General features: G+C 52.7%; 24 protein-coding genes and 5 pseudogenes. 17 read left to right on the forward strand and 12 right to left on the reverse strand.

Features of this window, described 5'->3' with window-relative positions:
• Positions 1-118: 118 nt before the first annotated feature.
• Positions 119-967 (forward strand): YwqG family protein, encoded by an 849-nt coding sequence (locus tag K3T83_RS00490; RefSeq protein WP_220201056.1) that lies wholly within the window; start codon positions 119-121, stop codon positions 965-967.
• Positions 968-1,154: 187 nt separating this feature from the next.
• Positions 1,155-1,265: pseudogene (locus K3T83_RS57655) on the forward strand (transposase); the annotation flags it as partial.
• A 260-nt stretch (positions 1,266-1,525) separates the two neighbouring features.
• Here K3T83_RS57655 and K3T83_RS56015 read toward each other — a convergent pair.
• Complete coding sequence (locus K3T83_RS56015) at positions 1,526-1,711, reverse strand: hypothetical protein (protein ID WP_236064762.1); 186 nt, start codon at positions 1,709-1,711, stop codon at positions 1,526-1,528.
• On the opposite strand from K3T83_RS56015, the gene K3T83_RS57660 reads away from it, so the two are divergent.
• The 5 genes from K3T83_RS57660 (at position 1,661) to K3T83_RS00520 (ending at position 4,929) form a co-directional block, all read left to right on the forward strand.
• On the forward strand, positions 1,661-1,780 hold the full coding sequence (locus tag K3T83_RS57660) for a transposase family protein (protein ID WP_373324566.1): 120 nt from the start codon (positions 1,661-1,663) through the stop codon (positions 1,778-1,780). The two genes, K3T83_RS56015 and K3T83_RS57660, sit on opposite strands and share 51 nt — an antisense overlap.
• Positions 1,741-2,766: a transposase gene (locus K3T83_RS00505; protein ID WP_220201059.1), complete on the forward strand. Its 1,026-nt coding sequence runs from the start codon at positions 1,741-1,743 to the stop codon at positions 2,764-2,766. Before K3T83_RS57660 ends, K3T83_RS00505 begins: the two co-directional genes overlap by 40 nt.
• A 5-nt stretch (positions 2,767-2,771) precedes the next feature.
• The gene (locus K3T83_RS00510) at positions 2,772-3,059 is read left to right on the forward strand and encodes a transposase (RefSeq protein ID WP_220201060.1); all 288 of its coding nucleotides are present in this window, start codon (positions 2,772-2,774) and stop codon (positions 3,057-3,059) included.
• 393 nt (positions 3,060-3,452) lie between these two features.
• Positions 3,453-4,181, forward strand: a complete 729-nt coding sequence (locus K3T83_RS00515; RefSeq protein WP_220201061.1) for a class I SAM-dependent methyltransferase — start codon at positions 3,453-3,455, stop codon at positions 4,179-4,181.
• A 550-nt stretch (positions 4,182-4,731) separates the two neighbouring features.
• Positions 4,732-4,929, forward strand: a complete 198-nt coding sequence (locus K3T83_RS00520) for a hypothetical protein (RefSeq protein ID WP_220201062.1) — start codon at positions 4,732-4,734, stop codon at positions 4,927-4,929.
• Between the two features lie 12 nt (positions 4,930-4,941).
• Here K3T83_RS00520 and K3T83_RS00525 read toward each other — a convergent pair whose 3' ends face one another.
• From K3T83_RS00525 to K3T83_RS00550, 6 genes and pseudogenes are all read right to left on the reverse strand, one after another.
• Complete coding sequence (locus K3T83_RS00525; RefSeq protein WP_220201063.1) at positions 4,942-5,895, reverse strand: zinc-binding dehydrogenase; 954 nt, start codon at positions 5,893-5,895, stop codon at positions 4,942-4,944.
• Between the two features lie 26 nt (positions 5,896-5,921).
• Complete coding sequence (locus K3T83_RS00530; RefSeq protein WP_220201064.1) at positions 5,922-8,177, reverse strand: MMPL family transporter; 2,256 nt, start codon at positions 8,175-8,177, stop codon at positions 5,922-5,924.
• 76 nt (positions 8,178-8,253) lie between these two features.
• Positions 8,254-8,838, reverse strand: coding sequence for a TetR/AcrR family transcriptional regulator (locus K3T83_RS00535; protein ID WP_220201065.1), 585 nt, complete (start codon positions 8,836-8,838; stop codon positions 8,254-8,256).
• Between the two features lie 258 nt (positions 8,839-9,096).
• A pseudogene (locus K3T83_RS00540) lies at positions 9,097-9,437 on the reverse strand (ISNCY family transposase); the annotation flags it as partial.
• A gap of 63 nt (positions 9,438-9,500) precedes the next feature.
• Positions 9,501-10,227 (reverse strand): annotated as a pseudogene (locus K3T83_RS00545) (IS6 family transposase).
• A 27-nt stretch (positions 10,228-10,254) separates the two neighbouring features.
• On the reverse strand, positions 10,255-10,434 hold the full coding sequence (locus K3T83_RS00550; protein WP_220201066.1) for a hypothetical protein: 180 nt from the start codon (positions 10,432-10,434) through the stop codon (positions 10,255-10,257).
• 308 nt (positions 10,435-10,742) lie between these two features.
• On the opposite strand from K3T83_RS00550, the gene K3T83_RS00555 reads away from it, so the two are divergent.
• Entirely contained in the window at positions 10,743-11,345 is a 603-nt protein-coding gene (locus tag K3T83_RS00555; protein WP_220201067.1) for a hypothetical protein, read from the forward strand.
• Between the two features lie 127 nt (positions 11,346-11,472).
• On the opposite strand, the gene K3T83_RS56020 is transcribed toward K3T83_RS00555, so the two are convergent.
• Positions 11,473-11,631, reverse strand: coding sequence for a hypothetical protein (locus tag K3T83_RS56020; RefSeq protein WP_236064763.1), 159 nt, complete (start codon positions 11,629-11,631; stop codon positions 11,473-11,475).
• A 365-nt stretch (positions 11,632-11,996) separates the two neighbouring features.
• Here K3T83_RS56020 and K3T83_RS00570 point away from each other — a divergent pair, with 365 nt between their 5' ends.
• The 9 genes and pseudogenes from K3T83_RS00570 to K3T83_RS00610 all read left to right on the forward strand — a co-directional run bounded on the left by K3T83_RS00570 (position 11,997) and on the right by K3T83_RS00610 (position 18,075).
• Complete coding sequence (locus K3T83_RS00570; protein WP_220201070.1) at positions 11,997-12,563, forward strand: MauE/DoxX family redox-associated membrane protein; 567 nt, start codon at positions 11,997-11,999, stop codon at positions 12,561-12,563.
• A gap of 17 nt (positions 12,564-12,580) precedes the next feature.
• Positions 12,581-13,144 carry a TlpA family protein disulfide reductase gene (locus K3T83_RS00575; RefSeq protein WP_220201071.1) on the forward strand — a complete coding sequence of 188 codons (564 nt, stop codon included), beginning with the start codon at positions 12,581-12,583 and terminating at the stop codon, positions 13,142-13,144.
• 138 nt (positions 13,145-13,282) lie between these two features.
• On the forward strand, positions 13,283-13,558 hold the full coding sequence (locus K3T83_RS00580) for a hypothetical protein (protein WP_220201072.1): 276 nt from the start codon (positions 13,283-13,285) through the stop codon (positions 13,556-13,558).
• 126 nt (positions 13,559-13,684) lie between these two features.
• Positions 13,685-13,978 carry a hypothetical protein gene (locus K3T83_RS00585; protein WP_220201073.1) on the forward strand — a complete coding sequence of 98 codons (294 nt, stop codon included), beginning with the start codon at positions 13,685-13,687 and terminating at the stop codon, positions 13,976-13,978.
• 209 nt (positions 13,979-14,187) lie between these two features.
• Positions 14,188-15,180, forward strand: coding sequence for a signal peptidase I (gene lepB / locus K3T83_RS00590; protein ID WP_236065092.1), 993 nt, complete (start codon positions 14,188-14,190; stop codon positions 15,178-15,180).
• Positions 15,173-17,032, forward strand: coding sequence for an ABC transporter ATP-binding protein (locus K3T83_RS00595; protein ID WP_220201075.1), 1,860 nt, complete (start codon positions 15,173-15,175; stop codon positions 17,030-17,032). Before lepB ends, K3T83_RS00595 begins: the two co-directional genes overlap by 8 nt.
• A 2-nt stretch (positions 17,033-17,034) precedes the next feature.
• On the forward strand, positions 17,035-17,304 hold the full coding sequence (locus tag K3T83_RS00600) for a hypothetical protein (protein ID WP_220201076.1): 270 nt from the start codon (positions 17,035-17,037) through the stop codon (positions 17,302-17,304).
• A 340-nt stretch (positions 17,305-17,644) separates the two neighbouring features.
• Positions 17,645-17,868: pseudogene (locus tag K3T83_RS00605) on the forward strand (DDE-type integrase/transposase/recombinase); the annotation flags it as partial.
• 69 nt (positions 17,869-17,937) lie between these two features.
• Positions 17,938-18,075: a hypothetical protein gene (locus K3T83_RS00610; protein ID WP_220201077.1), complete on the forward strand. Its 138-nt coding sequence runs from the start codon at positions 17,938-17,940 to the stop codon at positions 18,073-18,075.
• A gap of 244 nt (positions 18,076-18,319) precedes the next feature.
• Here the strand turns inward: K3T83_RS00610 and K3T83_RS00615 are convergent, their stop codons facing one another.
• From K3T83_RS00615 to K3T83_RS00630, 4 genes and pseudogenes are all read right to left on the reverse strand, one after another.
• Positions 18,320-18,763, reverse strand: a complete 444-nt coding sequence (locus K3T83_RS00615) for an outer membrane protein assembly factor BamB family protein (RefSeq protein WP_220201078.1) — start codon at positions 18,761-18,763, stop codon at positions 18,320-18,322.
• Between the two features lie 17 nt (positions 18,764-18,780).
• Positions 18,781-18,897: pseudogene (gene cutA, locus K3T83_RS57665) on the reverse strand (divalent cation tolerance protein CutA); the annotation flags it as partial.
• A gap of 177 nt (positions 18,898-19,074) precedes the next feature.
• Entirely contained in the window at positions 19,075-19,503 is a 429-nt protein-coding gene (locus tag K3T83_RS00625; RefSeq protein WP_220201079.1) for an ester cyclase, read from the reverse strand.
• A gap of 351 nt (positions 19,504-19,854) precedes the next feature.
• Entirely contained in the window at positions 19,855-22,698 is a 2,844-nt protein-coding gene (locus K3T83_RS00630) for a winged helix-turn-helix domain-containing protein (protein ID WP_220201080.1), read from the reverse strand.
• Positions 22,699-22,790: the final 92 nt, after the last annotated feature.

Here is a 22,790-nt window from a genome sequence, read left to right on the forward strand (position 1 = left end):
CATTTTGCTGCATGACTGGCAGAATAAAAGTGCAGCACACCACTCGCCAAGCGGAAAACCCTTAATACCCTTTCCCCTGGTGGAAAGGACATGTGCTATGAAAGGAAACACGACACGTATGGACACAACAGAGACGATGATTTCCAAGATCAGGGCGTTTATCCAGGCTGGCTCCTTCGCGCCCCTGACTGACGAGCTGCTCACGTTGCTGCGCCCCGCCATCCGTCTCATTGAGAAGGAGGAGGCGGACGATGGCGATCTCGCCATCGGAGCCTCCAAATTAGGCGGGTTGCCGGATCTGCCCCCCGAGCAAGCATGGCCGACGACAGATGACGGAACGCCGCTCTCGCTGGCGGCGCAGATTCGCCTGAGTGATGTGGCCCCCTTTGACCTCCAACATGAATTGCCGCCGACCGGCTTGCTCTCCTTTTTCCTCGACCGTCCAGAATCGGGGGAGGGAGTTCCCTACATATACTCGGATACGAACCGGGTCATCGCCGTTGAGGAGGCTCTCTCCCAGCTGGCGCGTCGGAGCGCCCCCACCGCCGATCTGGAGGTCCTCCCCGCTCGCGCGCTGATCTGCTCCTCTCAGCTCATGCTCCCGCCCTTCGGCTGGGGACATCCAATCCTCGACAAGCTGCTGAAGAGGGCTGTCGAGAAACAGGAGGTCGAGATGAGCGAAGACCAGTTGTCGCATCAGTATGAGCAACTCAGGCAGCAGATCGAAGCGCTCTTTGCCATCTCTCCTCCTCTGCTCCAGATGCTCGGGTACGCTTTTCCCATTCAGGGCGAAGCCGCTGCCATATCCTATGACGAGAGTGTGCGGCTGCTCTTCCAGCTCGATGACAGCCATATAAACTTCGGCGATTGTGGCATGGGCTACTTTTTCATCGAGAAAGGAGAGCTGCTCGCAGATACCCCCTTCTCCTCAGAGGTCCCAGTCTCGATGGAATTTGAGTGCTACTAAGATAGTGTTTGAATGCAACCCCTTAGCCGATAAAGAGGAGAAAGGAGACGTTTAAAAAAAGCAATAAAAGCTAAGAAAAGGCGCAGAAACGTATGAGAATGACACTGGGAAGGTGAGCCTATCCCTCCGAGCCTCCCGGATGCGCAATGGGAGCTGCTGGAAACGCTGATCCCTTAACCTTCTCGTGCCTCGCCGCAGGCCGTTTGTCTCGCGACGCGAGGTCGTCAATGCCATTCTCTACGTGTTGCGCAGTGGATGTCCCTGGTGCATGCTCCCCTATGAGTTTCCCAAGTGGCAAAAAAGAGTGATTGTCAGATAAACTGCCGACCCTTTTTCACCGTTGAGAACACAGGCGGTGCCACATAATCTGGTGAGGCGGCCTATTGTTCTCCGCGTTTCCTTATGCGCTGGGTGATGGTCTTGACTGTCTTTCCTTGCGGCAATATATTTGGCAAAGACGCCAAGAAATGGGTCTCGGACAGGCTTGGTGGAGTGGTAAATATGGTATAATGAGGAATAAGAAGTTTTTCGATGTCCCCGTTACCATTGTTTCCCCACTTACAAAATTTTCGTCTCCTGCACATTTCCAACGATGGTACGTCCATTCGGATTGAATGCGAACGAACAACTATCGCAGCATCTTGCCCGAAGTGCCAGACCACGACGAATCATATCCATAGTCGCTATCAACGAGTGGTACGTGACTTGCCCATCAACGGGAAAGCGGTCGTGTTGCTTTTGCACGTTCGGAAATTCTACTGCAAGGAGTCGAGTTGCCCACGTCGAGTCTTTGCGGAACGACTCCTGAACTGACTTCTCCTCATGGACAGTTCACGACAGGCCTTCGTGCGTTCCTTTCCACATTAAGACGTGAAGCTGGTGATGCAGGAGGTGCTCGCATCGCCGCAAGTCTAGGTCTGCAGGCGACCGCACGAATGCTCCTCAGAGTACTTCATGCTCAACTGCTCTCTGAGCCAGAGCCTCCACGCATCATTGGAGTTGACGATTGGGCATGGAAGAAGCGGTCCCGCTATGGAGCGATCATCGTCGATTTGGAACGTCGTCGCCCGATTGCCTTGCTTGAGCAACGATCTGTCGCGGTTGTAGCTGCCTGGTTGGGCAAGCATCCAACCATTGAAATCGTCGCTCGTGATCGTTCTGAAGAGTTTGCCGCCGCTATCAGAGAGGCACTTCCACAAGCAGTGCAAGTCGCTGATCGTTTTCACCTCGTCGGCAATCTCGCCCCATATCTGGATCGTTTCATCACCCGCCGATGGAAGGAATTGCATCGAGCGATTGTTCCCCCGATATCACTTGAACAAGGGGAGGCGCTAGCCAGTTACAGCCCAACACGACTGCAAAGGCGGTTAGCTAATGCCGAAGAAGGAGCAACGCTCTATCAGCAAGCACGCGCTTTGCGAGAGGCGGGACTCTTGCATAAAGAGATCGGTCAACGACTAGGGGTGAGCGCACGCACTCTTGGTAGGTGGTTGAGTCAAGGGTATGGCCCAGCTACACAACGTCGGCGCAAAAAGCCCAGTCACTTGGATCGGTTTGTGCTCTATCTCCTGAATCGGTGGGCGGACGGCTGCCGCAATGGAAGGATTTTACATCAAGAAGTATGTGATCGCGGGTATCGGGGTGGGGCACGAACGGTCTACAAATTCCTGCAAAGCTTACGCGCATCTCCACCTCCCTCCCCCCGTCCAAAGACAGCGCCAGTGTTGGCTTGTGCAGGCAGCATCGGAGCGGGAGAGCAGAACGACAGAGATCTTACACCTTATCGGTCAAGCCAATAGCGAAGTTGCTCAAGCGCAAATCCTGGTTGAAGAGTTTCCTTGCAATGATCCGAACACTTCAAGGCAACAAATTGGAGCCTTGGTTGGAGCGCGTCCAGGCCACGGGGGTCAAAGAACTTCAGCAATTTGCCCATGGCCTGGAACGGGACAAGGCAGCTGTGGTCGCAGGGTTGACGCTGCCCTACAGTACCAGCCCTGTCGCAGGGCATATCAATCGCCTCAAGCTCCTCAAACGACAAAGCTACGGACGAGCAGGCCTCGCCCATCTATCTCGAAGACTGCTTGCAGCCTAGACCGAGTACTTCTGAGAGAGTGGCTGGATCAATATGAGGGAATGGGCATGTAAGCATTATCGTACTTGTCGTAATTGGGCACGTGATCCGCTCATTCCTCTTGTGAGGAAGGCGAGGACTAGTTCTGCTCATGATGTGGTTGGACTTTTGGCTTCCGCTGCGGTCTTTCCACCGAACCTATCTGAGAAACGATATAAATTTACAAATAGTGTAAAATTAATAGTCCGCTCCCATTGAAAAACTCAAATTTCTTGTATTAATTGTATCATGTTTGTCAAGGGAACTGCATCGTTCTTTCGGCTGGTTTTTTTTCGTCACACCTCCTGTATACTTCTTCTCGAAGCTTTTGATAAGTGTGAAGAAGCTACAATAAGAGAAGAAAGAGGTATTGATATGAGTACCCCCGACATCACATCTGTCTCCTCCAGTTATGATGCGCTGGCTTTGGACTTCGAACGTCACGCCTCTCAGAGTGTATACAACGCTTACTATGATCGACCAGCAGTGCTAAGTCTGCTTCCCTCCATACAAGGGAAACGGGTCCTGGACATTGGATGTGGGCCTGGATTGTATGCTGCCTGGTTCATCGAACATGGGGCACAGGTGGTTGGCTTCGATATCAGCGGTGAGATGGTTGAACGAGCCAGGCTGCGCGTTGGAGATCGAGGAACGTTCTATCAGCATGACATATCCCAGCCGCTTACTTTCGCTGCTGATGCGTCTTTCGACATCGCTGTAGCTCCACTTATGATTCATCACGTGAATGCACGCGTAACAGCACTACGTGAGGTGGCACGCGTTCTGACGGCTGACGGTTACTTGATCGTGTCCACGTCGCATCCCTTTGCGGATTGGAAGCAACATGGTGGATCGTACTTTGCGACCGAACTTGTCCAAGACACGTGGTACAGTAGCTCATCCGAAGCCTTCCAGATGCCCTACTGGCGAGTTTCCCTGACCACACTTTGCGATGAGTTTTCTCAGGCAGGTTTCTTTATCGACCGACTGCTTGAGCCGCAACCCGAAGCAGCGGCGGCAGAGATCGATCCCAAGATCTATCACGAACTGATGGAGCAACCTGGATTTATCGTCTTCCGCTTACAGAAACGAAGGGGAGTGTGACGTTTCCTGGGTCAGGCGCATAGAGAGCTTGCTGCCGAGGCATCGCCACTCCAACTCTGGAGCCTCCAATCTTTGGTTTGACACATCTGTTGTTCATACATAACCGGGTTCACACAACTGCATAAACAGGGTCGTCGAACCCGGTTACAGAAGTATGTTGCCAGCTCGAAAATGGGCTGTGCAGATCGCGCATTCCGAGGCAACCAGGACACGTCGGCTTTTACTCCAGTCTTTCCACCAAACCTGTCCGAGATCCATGATATGAGACAGTCTCAGACAGAGCATCGGTTTTGGGTCTCAAAGCTGAAGAATCCTCTCCGTTCGACATCCGCATTAAGCAAGGTTGGGAGTCGATTACGCTTCTGCATCTTGATCAGAGAGAGGCAAATCGACGAGATGGAGATGGGCGCGCAGGGCTATCTGACTCCTTGCCTCGGCTCCCACAGCTAGATCAATTGTCAAGTATGAAGTGTTTCCGTCTGCCGATGCCCGCAGGCTCGCCCGCAAACTGGAGATCCACTCCACTCCCAAGCATGGAAGGTGGTTGAATATGGCCGAGATTGAACCCAGCGTGCTCAGTCGTCAATGTCTTTCTCAGCGCTTGAGGTCATTGGAGGAAGCCACACGACAGGTCGAAGCTTGGCAGGTCCATTGCAACCAGGATCGAGCGAAGGTCAATTGGTGCTTTACCACGACGACGCTCGTATCAAACTTAGGCAGCTTTACCCATCACAAGATGTTTGAATGAGCACTACCAGGATTAGTGTGTGATGTGCAGGACCGCCTTGCCAGCTATCTGACGATTCAGAAGACGCTGAACAACCACTGCAATATCGTCCCAGGGAGCCTCCACACTGATCTGCGGATGAAGCCGTCCATCAGCAACCATACAGGCCAGGTGTCTCAGATCTGCCGCGGCGTTCGGACTGCATCCTATTTCATAAGGAAGGAACAACCTATACAGGTTGAAACCTCCTGTCATTACAGAGTGATACCTGATCTGTAACGTCGCTTCAGGGCTTTCTGCACCACCCAGATTAACGCAGAGGCCCCCAGAGGCAAGTAGCGTCAGGGCTGTGACCAGAGACTTTCCTCCAAGCACATCAATGATTAGATGATAGGGACCGGAGCGCCAGGCCAGAGAGAGATCTTCGCCAACAATTACCTCGTCTGCTCCTGCGTCCTTAGCGCCCGCTGCCCGCTCTACTCGTCTCACACAGGCAACAACATGTGCCCCCGCTCTATGGGCGAGTTGACAGGCGAAGTGCCCCACACCTCCTGATGCTCCAGTGATCAGCACCTTACGATTGAGCAGGAAGCCCCCTTTTTCCAGTGCGTAGAGAGCGGTCAGACCTGCTACAGGCAGCGTGGCAGCCTGGGGAAAGGTAACGGCGTCAGGAATTTCTGCCAGAACAGTGGTAGGAATCGCAACAAGCTCGGCCCACGCTCCGGCGGTTAGCATACCAACAACCCTGGCTCCGACTTTTGGCCCTGATCCATCAGTTGCAGCCTGTTCGACGACTCCAGCCAGGTCCCATCCAGGTCGCCAACCTGCTTCCACATCTGCTATGTTGCGCACTTCACCCAGATTGAGCGAAATGGCGGAGGCGCGAACCAGCGCCTCAGATTGAGAGGGAGATGGCAGGTCAACTTCGCGGATAGCCAGTCGTCCTGTAGCATTGTGATCAACTATGATTGCATGATTTGTACTCATCAGCGTATTCCATCCTTCCGTTGCAGTTATTGAATAGTTTCCATATCGCTGAGTCCGATTCGTTGTTGCAAACGCTGAAGCACTGGAGGTGCCCACCAGTTAGTCCGTCCCATCAAGCGCATAAAAGCAGGAACCAGCAGCGCTCGAATAATGGTAGCATCCAGAAGCACTGCCAGCGTCATACCTATACCTAACAACTTGAAAAGCACGATATCAGAGGTGCTGAGCGCAACAAAAGCAACCGCCAGGAGAGCCGCAGCAGCGGTGACGAGGGGTCCGCTTCGCTCCATACCAACAGCAACGGAATGAATGGTATCTCCTGTCTTCTCATACTCTTCCTTAATGCGCCCCAGAATGAACACCTCATAGTCCATCGAAAGACCAAAGGCGATACAGAATACAAGCACAACCGTTCTGATCTCCAATCCACCGGTTGCTGTAAAACCGAGGAGATGAGAGAGATTGCCGTCCTGAAACACCCAGACCAGAACTCCAAAGGTGGCGGAGAGGCTCAGTAAGTTGAGCAGGGTGGCTTTCAGCGGCATTACCAGGCTTCCAGTCATCAGAAACAAAATCACAAACGTTGCCAGAACAACGAGTCCTATCACAAATGGCACCTGTTGTATAACCGAGTTTTGCAAATCTAGCGATTCCGCTATATGTCCGCCCACATCGACCGGGAATGGAGCAGGCAGCATGCGCACATCACGAACAAGACCATATGCGTCTTTATCAACCCGCTCCTGTGAGGGAACCACTGATAACCTTATTCCACGCTCTGCCATAAAACAGGTAGAGCAGTCTAGAGGACGTTCTATCTTTACACCATGTACATATGAACCGGTGAAAGTATCAACCTGAACAACACCAGGGGTGCGTGACAGAGCCATCGCATAATGCTCAATAGCGGTTCTCTGGGTTGCTGGTTCTGCGATATCAGCTGCTACCAGATGGAGGGCATGGGCTTCATCGGCGGTAAAGTTGGAACGCATCAATTCTTGAACCTGACGACTGGATGCGCTGACGGGCAGGATACGGTCATCAACGATGCTAAAGGTGATGTGCAGGAAGGGCAAGCCTAGAATGACCAGCAAAGCAAGCACAACAACACTGACAGGTACTGGGAAACGCATCACAAACAGAGCAGTTCTATGCCAGAAACCCTCCTCGTTGGCAATTATGCGCTGCTCTCCTATCGTCCAGCGGTCGATATGATGTCCTAAAATGGCAAGAACTGCTGGCAAGGTCAACAGAGCACAAACAGCTCCAACTACGATGACTGCCATGCCTGCATAAGCGAAGGAGCGCAAAAAGAAGTTGGGAGAGACCAGCAGGGCAGCAAGAGAGACACCGAATGTCAGGGCACTAAAAGCAATGATCCGCCCCGCCGTTTCAACGGCTCTGACCACCGCCGCCTGGACTTCTTTTCCACTACGAACCTCTTCTCGGAAGCGTGAAACAATGAACAGGCTGTAGTCAACGCCAAGACCAAGACCCAATGCCGTTGCCATATTGAGCGTGAAGTTGGAGACCTGAGTAAATGACACAATGACTCTTAACGTTAAGAGTGTTCCCGTGATGGCTAATATGCTCATGAGAAGCGGCAGTATAGTTGCCAGGGGACTGCGAAATGCGAAGAAAAGTAGAACGAGCAGAATTGGCAGGGTAATGCTCTCTGAGCGGATAAGATCTTGCTGGCTCTGTAAACCAGACTGTTGTAAAACAGCATCGTCGCCACCAACTTTGACGCTCATCATCGCATCGTCCCTGATAAACCGAGGGGCGAGAGCGCCGATCCGATTACGTGCCTCGGTAGTATTGCCACTGACTCTTGCCAGGACAAGCGCCTGGGTGCCGTCGCGGCTGCGTAAAGTTGGCGCAGACGCACTTGTCCAGTACGAGATAGTTTCAGCTATTCCCGCCTGAGTAGCCAGTTGCTTTGTCAGGTCCACTCCGACTCTGGCAATCTCAGGATCATCGATATTCCCCTGCTTCGCTGTTATCAGAAGGACCAGATTATAGTCGCCTGTATGGAACTGTTTGTCCAGGGTCGTATCAGCACGGTCGGATTCCGAACCAGGAACTATAAAGCCACCACTATCTAACCTGCTGCCAAGGCCCGCACTTCCTATCGCTGATACCACCGCAAATGCCAGAGTGGCAACAAGCACCCACCAGCGATGCCGAACAGAAAAGTGCCCGATACGACTGAAGAGAGACACAGTAACCCCTGGCTCTGATGTGCTTCTCCGATTTTCGCGCACTCCACTTGTTGAAGACACAAGAACACCTCCTTGTACTCATGACTATTGCAATACGTGTCTACCTAAAATAAGGTAGGTTGTCAAAACAAAAAAATTAGCGACGACGCAAGCCATCGAGAAGAACATCGATGATATCACGTGCCACCACGTCTCCAGGTGCATGAGCATAGTTATCCAGAGCATGGATAGAATCGATCAACGCCAGGAAAGAGGTTGCGATGACTCTCTCATCCACCAGACGGATCTCTCCCCGGCGATAGGCAGCAACGATGACTTCCTTGATAGGAGCTATCAGCGCCTTCGTAGCGAGGGAGAGCAAGCGATCTGCATGCTCTTTTTCCAGTGCTGGTAGATCTGAACGTAGAAAGCGAGTAAAATCGACAGGAGGTTGCGAGAGAAGCCAGAACGCTAATGCACGTAGCTGAGAGGCTAAGTCAGGCTCGCTGTGCGCAAGGACCTCTTCAATGCCCTTGCGATGACGTTGGAGGCTTTCCTGAATAACCTCCACAAAGAGTTGTTCTTTGCCCTGTGGAACGTGATAATACAGCGACGCCTGGCGTATGCCAAGCTCCTCGGCGATATCACGCATTGTCACTGCTGCATAGCCTCGCTCGCTAAACAGGCGCTCAGCCGCAGAGAGCACTTGCCTGCGGGCATTGCTGATACCCTCCTCTGTCAAACCAATTCTCCCTCACTCATCCAGAAATCATCTAATTTATAGTAGGTAGTATAAGTATGTTCTCGCATATTGTCAAGATGCTGTTGGTTTCTTGCGCATAGTGGTTGGAGGCGAGTCGCGCAATAATATAGGTGTAAATCGAGGATCTAGGTGGGGGTGAAATTGCGGAGGTAACTGAGCGGTAGGGGAGATAGAAAAGAGGGAAAAGGAGTAGGAGAAGTAACAAAAAAGGGGATTCCCTCAGAGATCGCAAAAAAACTACGGCGGTAATCTTTCCTTGCTGAGTTTTTCTTCAAGGGCGGCCAGATACCGTTCAGGAGACTTGCGGAAGCGGTATTGCATGCGCCGAGGGTTCAATTCGCTGCGTAAGGCGCGCCATCGGGTCAGATCAGTCGGACAAAGCTCAGGTCGAGAAAAGGATGCAAGCGAGAAGCAACGGAGGCGACTACTCGCACAGGGCCCCGAACGACGACGCCTGGTGATGTCTGTTTTCGCCCGGTCGCTCGTCGTTCATGGTAGCGGGCTGAGCCGAAATACTGCTCCAACGCATTGTTGGTGCGTGGAAGATCAGGAACATCATAGCAGTGAAAGAGGATTGGAGGAGAAAGCTTCAGAGAGTTCCTCTCTCGCAAACCTGTCTTTTTAGATTGCTTGTTCTCTAGTTATACCGATTGCTCCCACAGAATCCTGGATGTACACCATTTTATCTCATTCCAGGTCTGAAATCGACCCTGTAAAGTGGCACGGTATTCCTTGGCACTCAGATGGTGTCTTCGTGGTTGGAAATGTCCCGAGATCGGACCGAAGGCTGAAAGAAAGCGTTGTGCGTGTTTCGCCGCATCTTCTTTTCACGCAGCCGTGTGGGTTGGTGCGAGTTTTCCGCTCGATTGTTTAAGCCTTTGTGCTGTCGATGTGCTACGCCAGGCAGAATCTCACGTTTGGCTGCTCCATAGCTCTTGAGTTTATCAGTAATAATCACGCGTAGGACGTAGTGCACCCTATACGCGCAGTTGGCGAAAAAAACGTTTGGGCGCCGTTTTGTTGCGTCAACTCTGTATCAGAATATCCAGCACGGTCCCATCCTGATCGACCGCTCGCCACAGGGAGTGCGTTTTTCCATTAATCTTCAGGGAGACGCACATCCATGTACCATTTGTCGCCACAACGAGGATGGCGATGGCGTCGTTCATTGGCGTAGGTCTGTCCAAGCTTCAAACACCATTGACGCACCGTTTCATAGCTCACAACAATCCCTCGGTGCGCGTCGTCCGCTCTTCCACATCACGCGCAACTGAGCGAAAAACGAACATACAGCCACACCGCGTGGCTGATGATTTCAGGCGGGAAGCGGAACCCTTTGTAATCCGGAGCAATACAGTTTGTTTTCATAAAGCTCTTCTAGCATATTGTTCAGCTCTATTGCCAAGTTGACAATATCTCATTGCCGCGTCCATAGCGAAACAGGGTGACAGACCCCGCGCTGGGCGATTTGCGGCCACGACGGAAGCCGAGACGGTTGACCTGAGGTGAGAGGGGAGAACTGCCAGTCCCTGCCAGGTCACAAGAGGTTCCTCCAGACAGAATGCGACCAGACACTTTCTGTCTGCTCCTGTCCTAGCAGTAGAGTCCCAGAGGGCTTAGAATAGCTACAGCGGCATACACAGAAACAAGGCCGTTTCAATGGTTCTGTTTTTTTGAATATTGATGTGCTTCATTTTTCATGACAAAACAACACAAACCACTGAAAAAGATAGGGATGCTTGTCTAGAAGCATTGCAAATGATGACCCACGGCAATACTTCGACTTCTGGCGAGCGAAGCAATGTCCTCAATCAATACAGAGGATGATTGTTCCTGGCCTGTCATGTCGCTCTATTCACCACAAAAAAGACGGAGTTTTACGTATGGATCACTCATCGGAGCGCGTTTTCTTCGACCAGAAGCACAAGCTTGCTCGGCGGCAATTCTTCATTAGGACATCTGTTATTGCAGTAGCAGCGGCTCTCGGTATTGTAGGGGCAGAAGCTGCCCTGGAAACGACACACGCGTCGGGGGGCGTTCAGGCACTTCCTCTGTATCGCCTGGTCAAGAATGACACCGGCAACCACTTCTATACGACCAGTGCCAAAGAGAGGGATGACGCTATTCACCATAATGGCTATCGCTATGAATTCGTGGCTGGTTATATCCTTCCCAAACAAGAGAATGGCACCGTTCCTTTGTATCGTCTGGTCAAGGGTTCGTCCACCTACATTGATCACTTCTATACGACCAGTGCCAAAGAGAGAGATGACGCTATTCACCATAATGGCTATCGCTATGAATTCGTGGCTGGTTATATCCTTCCCAAACAAGAGAATGGCACCGTTCCTTTGTATCGTCTGGTCAAGGGTTCGTCCACCTACATTGATCACTTCTATACGACCAGTGCCAAAGAGAGAGATGACGCTATTCACCACAATGGCTATCGCTATGAATTCGTGGCTGGCTACGTCTTCCTTAGCTAATACGACTCTGTGAGTTTTGGTGATGGGAGCCATTGGCCCTCGATGAGCAGCGAGTACGCTTGTTGGTCGAGGGCAGCTCGGCGGGCGGCGTGTTGGTGCTCGATGACACCGACTGGCCCAAAAAAGGTCAGTCGGTGGTTGGGGTGCGGCACCAGTATTCGGGCATGGATGCCGCAAAGAAGGCAAGGGTGGTGCGATGCAAGCCAGAAAGCACCGGGAAAAAGTGAAGGGAATGCCGTTGGAAAGAAGCAAACAGCCCTTTATCCTGGCTCAGTCGAAGACTCACTGCTTACGATTTCCATCGTGATGACTCTGCTCTCCAACAACTTTGGTGCTGGGCTGCGTGTTCGCAACCGTTGGCCTTTGATGATCATTGGCAACATCTCGAAAGGTATGCAAAACAGGTGATCATCAAATCGTTTCGCGTTCATGGGGAGCCTCCTCAGAAAGGAGTTTCAGTCCTCTGAGGACACCTTATGAGCTTTTTCTTTGGCAAGCTAACTTGCGCACATCGCGTTAAGTAAGAAGCTCCTATTAGCTCTATTTTGTGATCTCAAAGGATATTGTACTTTTTACTTTGCGCCTTTACACCCATTATCATGGAGACATAGAAACAATTCTCTTACTATCTGGTACAAATGGGGGTAGTGCATGAATTTCATGTACATTGCTATGTTTTTTTCTGCGTTCTGTCGTTGTGCGACGGGCGTTGTTTTTCTCATCTCGTTTGGGAGCAAAGTACGCGATATTGCTCAATTTCAGCGGAGTATTGTTGCCTTTCGCCTCCTCTCCAGGAAGTTGAGTAATACTGCCGCAATCCTTTTCCTCGGCGGAGAGCTGGCAGTTGTGCTCTTGCTCCTGGGGGGAGGCGAGCTACTGCTCCCAGGCTTCATGCTTGCCCTGCTTCTCCTTATAATCTTTAGCATCGCCTTAGCATCTGTTATCGTCAGAAAGCTGCATATTTCTTGCAATTGTTTTGGCAGCAGCGATCAACAGGTAACCGTGGTAGATGTCTGGCGCAACGTTGGCCTGATTGTGTGTGTGCTGGCAGGCTATAGCACTACATCCTGGAGCCAGGGTAGCGGGCGCATCCTGGGACTAGGAGAATGGCTCCTGGCAGCCATCAGCGCTCTGCTCCTCTCACTCTTATGGTTACAGCTCAGCAATATTGTGCAGTTGCTCGCCGGCGATCAATCCTCTTCTACCAAACAGATATAGCAACAAGGAGGTATCTCTTGGAAACTGTCCTCATCGTAAGTTCAGCCCTCCTCTGGATGGTTCTCATTTGTAATGTGTTATTGACGCTTGCTCTGGTACGCAACGCGAACAAAGCTCCCAAAGCCAAACCCGTTTCTGTCCCGGAAGGCTTGAAAGAGGGAACCGAAGCGCCTGCTTTTAGTGCTCAATCGCTCGACGAGACGACTGTGACGCTGGATGACTACCACAACAAGGCCGCGCTCTTTGTTTTTATCGCTCCTCATTGTGGAGCCTGTGAAAACATTCTCCCTTCGCTCAAGACGCTGGGAAGCCAGATGAAGGAGACAGAGCTTGTTCTGGTGAGCGATAGTGGGATAGGTGAGACGCGCGATCTGGCAAAAGAGCACGATATCACGCTGCCGCTCCTGTCGGCTCCTCGACGGAAAAATCCTTTCTTTACCGATTACAAGGTCCATGGTACGCCTACCTACTACCTGATCAATGCACAGAGTCAAATTCAGGCGGCGGGGAATCCCCATGAGAATAATATGCCGTGGAAGCAACTCGTGGTTTCCCTGACTGAACAGGCCGCGCCTGCTTAAATGATTCTCAACTCAGATGCTTCGCAAAGAAACCAGTAGGAACCACAGTTTTTTGGAAGCAACCTGATTGCGAATACTATCATCGGCTTCATATGCTTACTCCACATGAAGCTCTACCAAATTGAAGGAGGTCATAAAATGACCAATACCATTTTTTCGACCGTTGATCGTCTCGGTCGCCGCTTCAAGCTGATGGACACTTTGGTCAACAATATTGCATCACGTTTTTTACCACAGAATGAGGCAGCAGCGGTTGCCGCTTGCGTTTCTGGTACGTATAATTGTGGACAAGTTTGTACGGATGATTATTGTCGTCCTACCAGTGATCTTCACACTGCCATGCTCTGTGGTTGCTGCGACAGCAATAACCGATTTTCATACGCTTTTCTATGCGAATGTGACGTCTGTTATTAAAGCTATGGCTGCTGAATTCCATCTGACCTGCTAAGAAGCTTCTCACCTAGCAGGAACGTCTCTATGTGAGAGCCATATACTTGATCAGTATGTGGCTCTTTACAAACCAAAAACGAGAGGAAAACTATGCATCTGTCAACAGTTGATCGTTTTGTGTGCACATTGGGGCCAGTTAATGCCCTGGTCGAATACCTGTGTGAACGTCTGTTGCCCAATGCGGTCGCTCATACGATGGAGTGCATTCCAGGGCGTTTTTTTGTGATTCAGGTTGGGGGTGTGGCGTTCGGACTGGCTCTACTGATGCTTGGTATTGCGTTGGGGACGGTGGTCAATGAGTCTTTCTTCAGTGTGGCTGCTCGTAGTAGGAGAATCACCATCCTGAATGCCTGTCAGACTGGATGGATGGCGAGAGTGCGCTGATCGATCTGGAGATGCCTGGTTGATCGATACGAGGTGTGCAAGGTTTCAGCAAGGGTTAGCCACTCATCCCATGTAACGGCGAGGAAAGCGGGAGGCGCATCCGAAAATCTCAAGTCTCAGTTTGAGCGACTGGACCCTTGTTTTATCAACGACAGGGCTTGTTGTTCTCTACAGGCTCTGTCATTGGAGAGAAGAGTCACTATACCATGATGCTTTTTGTCGTTATTGTCTGCATACTCTGCCTTTTTCTTTGTTGCATACTCTTTCTGCTGCGTAAGAGCCTGTGCCTGGTGACTGTCATAGGCGCAAGTATGACACCTACGCTAAAGCACGGAGATCGTGTCCTGGTCTTTCGTTGGTATCCATCTGGTCGCTTACAGCGGGGACAGGTTGTGGTACTCAGAGCAACGCCGAAGCATACTATGAGCGATTTGGGACGCAGCACGTGGTATGTGAAGAGAATCGTGGCAATGGGGGGCGACACCTTCACGCAGGATACTGCGCCTTATCCCGATGCTGAATTCGATGAGCTAACGCGCAATAAAGCACAGATAGACGATGCAGGAAGATGGCACTGGCACATCTCACCAGGACATGTCTTCGTCTGCGGCGACAATCGTGAGAGCAGCATCGATTCGCGCATCTGGGGTCCTCTTCCAACCAATCAGATCATCGGCATCGTGCTTGGAAAACTTCCAGGCACCTCTGTCGCTCCACCTGAATCATCTCGCGACATCATCCCTTACGAGCCTCTTCCCACCGGAAAGCCCGCTCCTGTATTTCGGGCTGAGACGCTCAGTGGCGAGACCATCACATCAGACAGGTATCATGGGAAAGCACTGCTTTTGTTGTTTATTGCTAATATCAGTCTCTCACGTCAAAAAATTCCTTTTTTCTTGACACTGGCAGAGGAACTTGCTACCCATCATGTTGCCGTCGTTTTTGTCTTAGATGAGACACGCGAGACGGCTCATAAGTTGATAGCGCTGCTTCCTCCCTCTCAACCAGTACTCCTCGCTTCACGCAGAGTGCATTCTTTTTTCAACGAGTATCACATCATTGGGACTCCTGCTTATTGCTTGCTTGATGAGCAGCACCTCGTTCGTGCGACAGGGTTCACCAGACTTGACACAGCAACCGTCCTCGCTCAGCTCGAACATGCTGCACAATCAGATCTTTCTCAGGAGGAGTTGCATGCGTAAACTACGCGACTGGCCCCTGCTCTTACGAGATATGCTGCAACTCATCGGGCAGATGATGGCACTTGCCTGGCGCACGCTGCCATTCTGTTGTCTTCTCCTGCTTGCTCTTGAACTGTTCCAGGGAGGTATTCCGCTGGCCTCGGCCTGGCTCTCCAAAGGGATCTTCGATGCCCTGGGTCAGGGGTTGCATGGTCAGCCCTTTGCTCACCTTATTCCTGAGCTAACGTTTCTGCTCGTAACTCAGACAATTGTTTTTGTCGTTGGTCAGACGCTCTCTCCAACGACCAGATTTTTTTTGAGTGAACTCGATCGCGGCTTGACCTTGCAAATTAAAGAGACGCTCTATCGTAAAATTGCTGGCCTGGTGGGCATCTCGTATTTTGAGGACCCGGAGTTCTACAACAAAATGGAACTGGCTGCCTCCCGCGCCCAGTTCGCGCCAGGCCAGGCATTGCAAATTCTCGGCACGCTTACCCAGCAGGGCATGATGCTGCTCTCTTTTGTGGGCATCTTGCTGGCCTTCAACCCCTTGCTGGCTCTGATGATCAGCATCGCCGTCCTGCCAGAAATTCTCGTGCAGTTGAAATTCAGCCGTCAACGCTTTGATATCGCCATGCTCAATAGTCCCAGAGCACGACGTGCATCGTACTATGGTCAACTCCTTTCCTGGACCATGTTCGCCAAAGAGATCCGCCTCTTCAACCTCGGCGAGTATTTCCTCTCGAGATTTTTGAGCATGACCAGGGACATACAACAGAATGAACGCCAGCAACAGAAACGCGAACTGCGCTGGCAGGCAGGGCTGGCTCTGCTAGGCAGTCTGGTCTCTTCCGCAACCTTCGTCGTGGTCATTTCCTCAGCATTTTCTGGGCGCATCAGCCTGGGCGATGTGGTACTCTATACCAGCGCTGTGAGTAGCGTCCAGGGTGCGCTCCGCATGCTCATCAGCTCGATGACGCGTACCAATGATAGCGTCCTGTTCTTCCGCTTGTACACAGACATTCTGAACCTGGAGCAGCCTCTTCCTCTTAGCACACACTCTCAGCCAGTTCCCCCCTTGAGGGAAGGCATCACGCTACACAATGTCTCCTTTCGCTATAGCGACCAACACCCCTGGATTCTCCAGAATGTGAACCTGGTTTTGCCCGCTGGCAAATGTCTTGCGCTTGTAGGACTCAATGGCGCAGGCAAAACCACGCTGGTCAAGCTGTTAGCGCGGCTCTATGATCCCACTGAAGGTGTGATTCTCTGGGACGGCATTGATATTCGCACGTTCGACCCGCAAGACTTCAGACACCATCTGAGCACCATCTTTCAGGACTTCGCCCGCTACGAATTGACCGCCCGCGAGAATATCGGCCTGGGAGAGATCGAGCGTATCGAGGCAACAGACGAGATTGAGCAGGCCGCTATCAAAGCAGGTATTCACAAACGCATCAAGTCCCTCCCTGACGGCTATCAGACCATCTTGAGTCGCTGGCTGGCGGAGCAAAAAAAGGCCGGAACCGATCTCTCAGGGGGCGAGTGGCAAAAGCTGGCTCTGGCCCGTATGCTGATGCGCTCCAGCGACCTGCTCATTCTCGACGAACCATCGGCAGCCCTCGACGCGCAGGCTGAGCATGAACTCTATTGCCATTTCCGCGAGATGATGCGCGACCGCACCTCGCTGCTGATCACCCATCGCTTCAGCACGATCCGTATGGCCGACTGTATCGCCGTCATCGAGCAAGGACAGATCAGCGAATATGGCACGCATGAAGAATTGCTGGAACGCGACGGTATCTACGCCCGGCTCTACACCATCCAGGCGGAAAAATATGGTCAGAACGTCGTTCTGCCTCCTCCTTCGTAGAGATGGATAGAGAGTTCCAATGGGATGAGTGGGCTGCCCTGGCAGTGACAACGGCAGCCAGGCATCCTCGGCTGTCGAACCACACATTCCATCCCTCTTTGGTATTGGCGAAGGCCATTGATTTGACCACCACCTTTTTGCTCGGCTGGCAGACACAGCCGGAGCAGGATTGGCTTCCTATGTCAATCCCACAGACATACTTGATAGCGGCGTCCTCTTCTGAGGATGCAGATGAGATTGTACTCATAACACACCTGCTTTTGCTTGGATAAGCATCCTTGCCTTTACTATCCGGTGCCGCCTTGCACCAAGGTAAGCCTGCGAGAAGCCCGACCAGCAGGGCGAGCGTCAGCGCGTATCGGGATCAGCAATCTGGCCTCAGCGGTTTCCGCTTCTCACGCCGTGGGCCGTTGCAACAAGCTGGCGTAAGACCCTTGTAACCCTGATGGGCGGGGAGCTGTCTCTTGAAGGCGGGTCACCGTTCAGGTATCTGAACAGACCGTCTTTCCACAACAATAGCTCTCTCGCTGTTTCCATTAGTCTACTCCGTACGGGATCACACTGTCTCACTCTGCTACCAAATTATTATATGAGCCACCAAATTGGTGCAAGCTCAGACAGGTCAAGTACCTCAACAACCTGATCGAGCAAAATCATCGGTTCATCAAACGCTTGACGAAACCTGGGATAGGCTTTTTCTCATTTGAGACCGCTTGGCGAACACTCCAAGGGTTCGAGGTGATGAACATGCTGAGGAAAGGGCAAGTGCAGGAGTGGCCAAAGGCGATGTGGGAGAGCTGGTCGCATTGCCCACGGATTGCGCAACGAGGTTGTAGGGACTAGCACCTGAGCAAAAAATGTGCCTCCTTAATGAGAGAGTAGACATTCTCATCAAGGAAATCTCTATGAATAGTATTGCTGATGGATCTATCAGCATCCAGTCCTCGTCTCAATCCGTGCCCTCAACACCACCCTGGTTTGGAGAAGTTACCCTGATCGTGCAGTATCGACGCCGCGCACCATATCTTTTCCGCTCTCACTGAACATGTTGGAAGCTTTGAAGGCCCTGATACTGGTGGCATAACACATATGCAGAGGCAACACATGGTGGCTCCTGCCTGCGTTCTCAGTTCTGACGTATCCCTTACAAGAGGCGATTGGGCAGGCACTTCTCACCATCACATCTCAAGGTGCGCTGGGATGGTTCCGCCACTGCAGATACCCAACTGATGGCAGATGAACCAGCCAAGAGCACGTAAAAGCACAAGATACAGAACGTGCGCGTCCTTAGCGCAGCGCATACAGAGACGAACCAGCCGCGACAAAGACGGTCTCATCTGCAATGCATGGTGGGGCTACGCCCCCCTTTTCAAGAGAGATATGCCAGCGCTGCTGTCCGGTCGCAGCATCGAGCGCCCAGATGACTTCGCCGCGCTGGACCACGTAGAGCATTTCACCGGCAAGCGTCGGAGGAGGACAATCATACGTCCATTCCCCTGAATTTGGCTTGCATATGGAGGGAAGACGCCAGATCCGCTGACCGCTCTGTCGATCATAGGCCGTGACGATGATCGCCGCTTCCTCATTTGAGTCAGCAATGGTTTCATAGACACGGTTTGATCCAATGGCTAAACCCACAGTTCTGAGCCAGTCAACACATTCCCGGTCCCCTCGCCAGACTTCCTCTCCAGTAGCTGGATGTATCCCGTGTATTCTTGAGAAGCTCGTCATATACAACACGTTGTCCCTTAAAGTACCGGTAGATCCTCGTAGGAGTGCAAATCTTTAATCGTTTGTTCAATATCATCGTAGAGTTCTCTTCGCGTATTGATGGTACATACCCAATCGGTAGCATGCTCCTCTTTCCCTTTCCACCGCTAGATACTGATCATTGGTCCAGAAATCCACACGCTTGCCGCAAGTCGTTTTGCTACCAGGGTATCGGCTATTCTGTGAACGACTTTTTCTGAATTAACTCTCTCATGATTTGTGATCCTTCTCCATCAATCAGGGAATTAACAAATGAAGGAGGGCGACAGAGATCACTCACGGAGCTGTCCTTTTGCAGGGATCACGCCAAGCTGTTGCAGCAGGCTGAGCATGTTACCTTCGGTCCACTGTTCCACAATCTTCCCGTCCACAATGCGGTAGATGTCAGTACTGGTAATGGCCGCTTCCTTCCCCGTCGGTGGGATACCCTGAAATGCACCGGTGTGCTTGAGCCGAATGGTATCGTAGACCGCCACCATCTCGCCCTCCGCGATCAGGAACTGGGAGGTGAGATGAATGTCGCCGAAGGCGGCGAAGTAGGCGGCAAGCAGTTGTTTGAGTGCCTCGCGACCTGGGATGGGACCATTCATATGGCCTCTATAGTCGGGGGCATAGAGTTCATCAACGATGTTCAGGTTTCGTTTGTTCCAGATCTCGTCTTTCCAGCGCAGAACGACCTGTTTGTTGTATTCTGTGGACATGGCTTCTTTCCCCTTTTTGTGAAGTGGGTGCAACTCCCTCTTCCTCGTGCCCGGCTTGAGCGTCACATCGGTATGTGCAACGATCGGGTGGTTAACGTAGCCGCTGTTCTGCTTGTCCCATGCGTGCCTGTTTGCGCCAATGGAGACCAACAGCACTCTTCAGAAAATTTGAGCAGCGACTTTGACTTGAGTGGATCCTGCTGTTGCTATTCTAGGATCTCTTGTCCTCTCCAGCCAGGACAAGACCGGACAGATTCTGTCCGGTCTCACGTTCTCAAGGGTATTATGATCATGCCCGTCACGATACGGCCTGGCAATGATGTGGCTGGCTCGCCTGCGCTGGTTGGCTTTCTATGTGAAAGCTGCCACAAGCTGAGTGAGGTACGACACTGTCACCGCAGACGAGTGCTGCTGGTCGCACCAACTTTCGAGCAAGCTCTGGAGCACTTGTTGCATGGGTTCACCCGCATCCAGATAGACGCGCAGGTATCCCTCTGGCTCCGTCAAGGAGAGCAGATGAGCCGCGACCTGTCTGGCTTGGGCCACCTCTCCCGAGGCCTGCAGCGCCACCACCTGTAGCGCCAGAAGAGAGACGACATCCCCTCCCCTCCCATCACCTTGTGCAGAGGGGAGCAGGAGCATCAGCAACTGCTGTGCTTGCCTATACTGCTGTTGTGCGAGGTAGACGCAGACCAGCATCTTATATTCAGGTTCGCGGATATATTCCAACGCATCCGGCGTCAATTCATAGTTGCTAGCCCAAGCTCCTGCGGCAGCCAGATTGCCTTGTGCCAGCCAGAGCTGTACCCGTGCCGCCCTCACTCTGGGTCGATGGAGCACAAAACCGCTATGCTGAGCTAGTCGTTCCGCCTCCTCTAATGTTTGCTCTGCTTCTGCACTCTTCCCCGCTGCCAGCAAGACCTGCACAGTTCTACAATAGGCCAACAGGAGCAGATCCGTATTTTGCCAGGTCCGCGCGTAGTCTATCACGGTACACAGGCAGGTGTGCGCCTCTTCTAGTTGATTCCACATCCAGTGGAGTGCAGCCAATTCGAGGTAGAGGTAACCAACAGCAGGCACCTGTTCCCTCTGCTGCTTCAACATCTCTAACGCTTGCAGACATTCCTGGTAAGCCTGGTGCAGTTGCCCTGAGGCCAGGTGGACCACAGTGACCCAGAACATCGTTCTGAAGGTCGCGAAGCGATGCTGTGCTTGGCATGCCCGCTGCTTCATCTCCAGTAGCCGGGGTAACGCGGCGTTGACATCTCCATGGAAAGCAAAGCTGACAAGGAGGCTAAAAGTGGGGATCATCATCCAGGTCACATCGTCTTCCAGCACTTCCTCCTGCATGCGCTGGGCAGTGAGATGCAGTTGCACCTTGTTCCCTTGCAGATAGGCCTCCCTCGTTGCGTTCAGCCCATACAACAAGCGGATGCGCTGGCGTAGCAGCAGTTCTTCTGCTTGCAGGCGCGCCTGGTCTGTTCCCGACTGCACGACGATCCCTTCCTGGCTCTTGAGGAGGTTTTCCACCCGTGCTATCGTCTGCTCCACCTGCGCCAGCCCTTCGGCTCGCTGGGCCGGCGGAGCATACTGGGTTTGATCGAGCAGATGCAAGGCGGCGGTGAGCGCGAGGAGGGCATGTGCTCGCAAGACGGCATCAGGGAGCTGTTTGACCCAGTTCTGCACGGTCTTCGCTCCCCCATTCATCCACAACCGTTCAGCAGCACGCTCGATCAAGGAGACGGCAAAGTGGTAGTCGGCGGCTGCCAACGCATGTGCCATGGCCTCATGGATGTCTCCTTGCTCCTCATACCAGTGCGCCGCTCGCTGATGCAAGAGGGGGACTTGTTCTGGCTGGCTGGCATGCAAACGAGCCAGCAGAGCCTCGCGAAATAAGCAGTGAAAACGATACCAGTGCCGCTCCTCATCCAGTGCCACTACAAAGAGGTGGGCCCGCTCCATCGCCTCCAGCAGCAACTGGCTCGTCTGCTCCCCCGTGATCGCCTGACATACCGCCGCGTTCATCTGCGTGAGCACCGCCGTCTGAAGCAGGAAGTGTTGGAGATGCAGCGGTTGGCGCTGGAAGATTTCCTCCTGCACATAGTCCAGCAACAGGCGATGGCCGCCACCAAACGTTTTGACAAAGGCGGAGCGATCCTGCCTGCCGCGCATGGCCAGAGCCGCTAGTTGCAGTCCCGCGATCCAGCCCTCGGTTCGCTCTTGCAGTAGTTGCACCTCTTCTTGTGTCAGAGAGCAGCCCATAGCCTCTTGCAGAAAGCGGCGCGCTTCCTCTGGTGTAAAGCGTAACTCAGCATCGTGTAGTTCGAGCACTTGGCCGCTCAGCCGCCAGCGCGACAGTGGAAGTGCTGGCGCAATGCGACTGGAGAGCACCAGGTGCAGGGACGCAGGCAGATGCTCCAGCAAGAAGAGCAAGCTCTCGTGAATAGTGGGATCTTCAATCACCTGGTAATCATCCAGGATAAGTATGGCCTGCGCTTCCGCAACTGTGTCCTCCATCTCCTGGATGAGGGCGGTCAGCACCGTGGTCAAGGTAGGAGGCTGCGAGGAGTGGAGCATGGCCAGGGCCGTTTCCCCGACCGTTGGCAGATAGGAGCCGCATCGCTTGAGCGCTGCAATCACCAGTCCCCAGAAACGATTGGGATCACTGTCTAATTCATTGAGCGACACCCAGGCGATGGGACGAGGGTAGCGCGTGGCCCAGCTAGAGAGCAGCGTGGTTTTCCCCCATCCAGCAGCGGCACAGAGGACAATCAACTGGTGCTCGCATGCGGCATCCAGTTGCGTAAGCAAGCATTCACGCCTCACGAGAGTACAAGGCAACTGGGGGGGGCACAGCTTAGACTTCAGCAAGAGGATCCCTGGCTGGGAGGAGGCTGGAAGGAGGTCCACCGTCCAGGCTGGCAAGGAGGGCAGAGGGGGCTCAGGCTTCTGGATAGCTGAGACAGCAAGAAAATGCTGAAGATTCATGCCGAACAGTTGACCGAGGCGCTCACGGAAAATCTCCTGGGGCAGCGCCAGATTCTGTTCCCAGCGCCCGATACTTCTAGCGGAAACGCCAATAGCCTCAGCAAGGGCTTCTTGCGAGAGGCCCAGACGAAGGCGATGCCAGCGAAGGAGCCCTCCCAGACTCCTCAGATGAGAGGGAGGGAAAGTCACCTGCTCATCCTGTTGCATAAGGTTTTCCTTTCTAGGCAGAGGGGATAATCCAACCCACACACCACTGGGGAACAATGTCAAGGACACATCATAGAGCAGCTACAGGAGTG

The sequence above is a fragment of the Reticulibacter mediterranei genome, assembly GCF_016587455.1.

Excerpts from the sequence above, each read along its gene's own strand:
- K3T83_RS00490 (WP_220201056.1), top strand. The coding sequence starts at position 119 with ATGGACACAACAGAGACGATGATTTCCAAGATCAGGGCGTTTATCCAG.
- K3T83_RS00515 (WP_220201061.1), top strand. The coding sequence starts at position 3,453 with ATGAGTACCCCCGACATCACATCTGTCTCCTCCAGTTATGATGCGCTG.
- K3T83_RS00520 (WP_220201062.1), top strand. The coding sequence starts at position 4,732 with ATGGCCGAGATTGAACCCAGCGTGCTCAGTCGTCAATGTCTTTCTCAG.
- K3T83_RS00525 (WP_220201063.1), bottom strand. The coding sequence starts at position 5,895 with ATGAGTACAAATCATGCAATCATAGTTGATCACAATGCTACAGGACGA.
- K3T83_RS00555 (WP_220201067.1), top strand. The coding sequence starts at position 10,743 with ATGGATCACTCATCGGAGCGCGTTTTCTTCGACCAGAAGCACAAGCTT.
- K3T83_RS00570 (WP_220201070.1), top strand. The coding sequence starts at position 11,997 with ATGAATTTCATGTACATTGCTATGTTTTTTTCTGCGTTCTGTCGTTGT.
- K3T83_RS00580 (WP_220201072.1), top strand. The coding sequence starts at position 13,283 with ATGACCAATACCATTTTTTCGACCGTTGATCGTCTCGGTCGCCGCTTC.
- K3T83_RS00585 (WP_220201073.1), top strand. The coding sequence starts at position 13,685 with ATGCATCTGTCAACAGTTGATCGTTTTGTGTGCACATTGGGGCCAGTT.
- lepB (WP_236065092.1), top strand. The coding sequence starts at position 14,188 with ATGCTTTTTGTCGTTATTGTCTGCATACTCTGCCTTTTTCTTTGTTGC.
- K3T83_RS00595 (WP_220201075.1), top strand. The coding sequence starts at position 15,173 with ATGCGTAAACTACGCGACTGGCCCCTGCTCTTACGAGATATGCTGCAA.
- K3T83_RS00600 (WP_220201076.1), top strand. The coding sequence starts at position 17,035 with ATGGATAGAGAGTTCCAATGGGATGAGTGGGCTGCCCTGGCAGTGACA.
- K3T83_RS00610 (WP_220201077.1), top strand. The coding sequence starts at position 17,938 with ATGAATAGTATTGCTGATGGATCTATCAGCATCCAGTCCTCGTCTCAA.
- K3T83_RS00615 (WP_220201078.1), bottom strand. The coding sequence starts at position 18,763 with ATGACGAGCTTCTCAAGAATACACGGGATACATCCAGCTACTGGAGAG.
- K3T83_RS00625 (WP_220201079.1), bottom strand. The coding sequence starts at position 19,503 with ATGTCCACAGAATACAACAAACAGGTCGTTCTGCGCTGGAAAGACGAG.
- K3T83_RS00630 (WP_220201080.1), bottom strand. The coding sequence starts at position 22,698 with ATGCAACAGGATGAGCAGGTGACTTTCCCTCCCTCTCATCTGAGGAGT.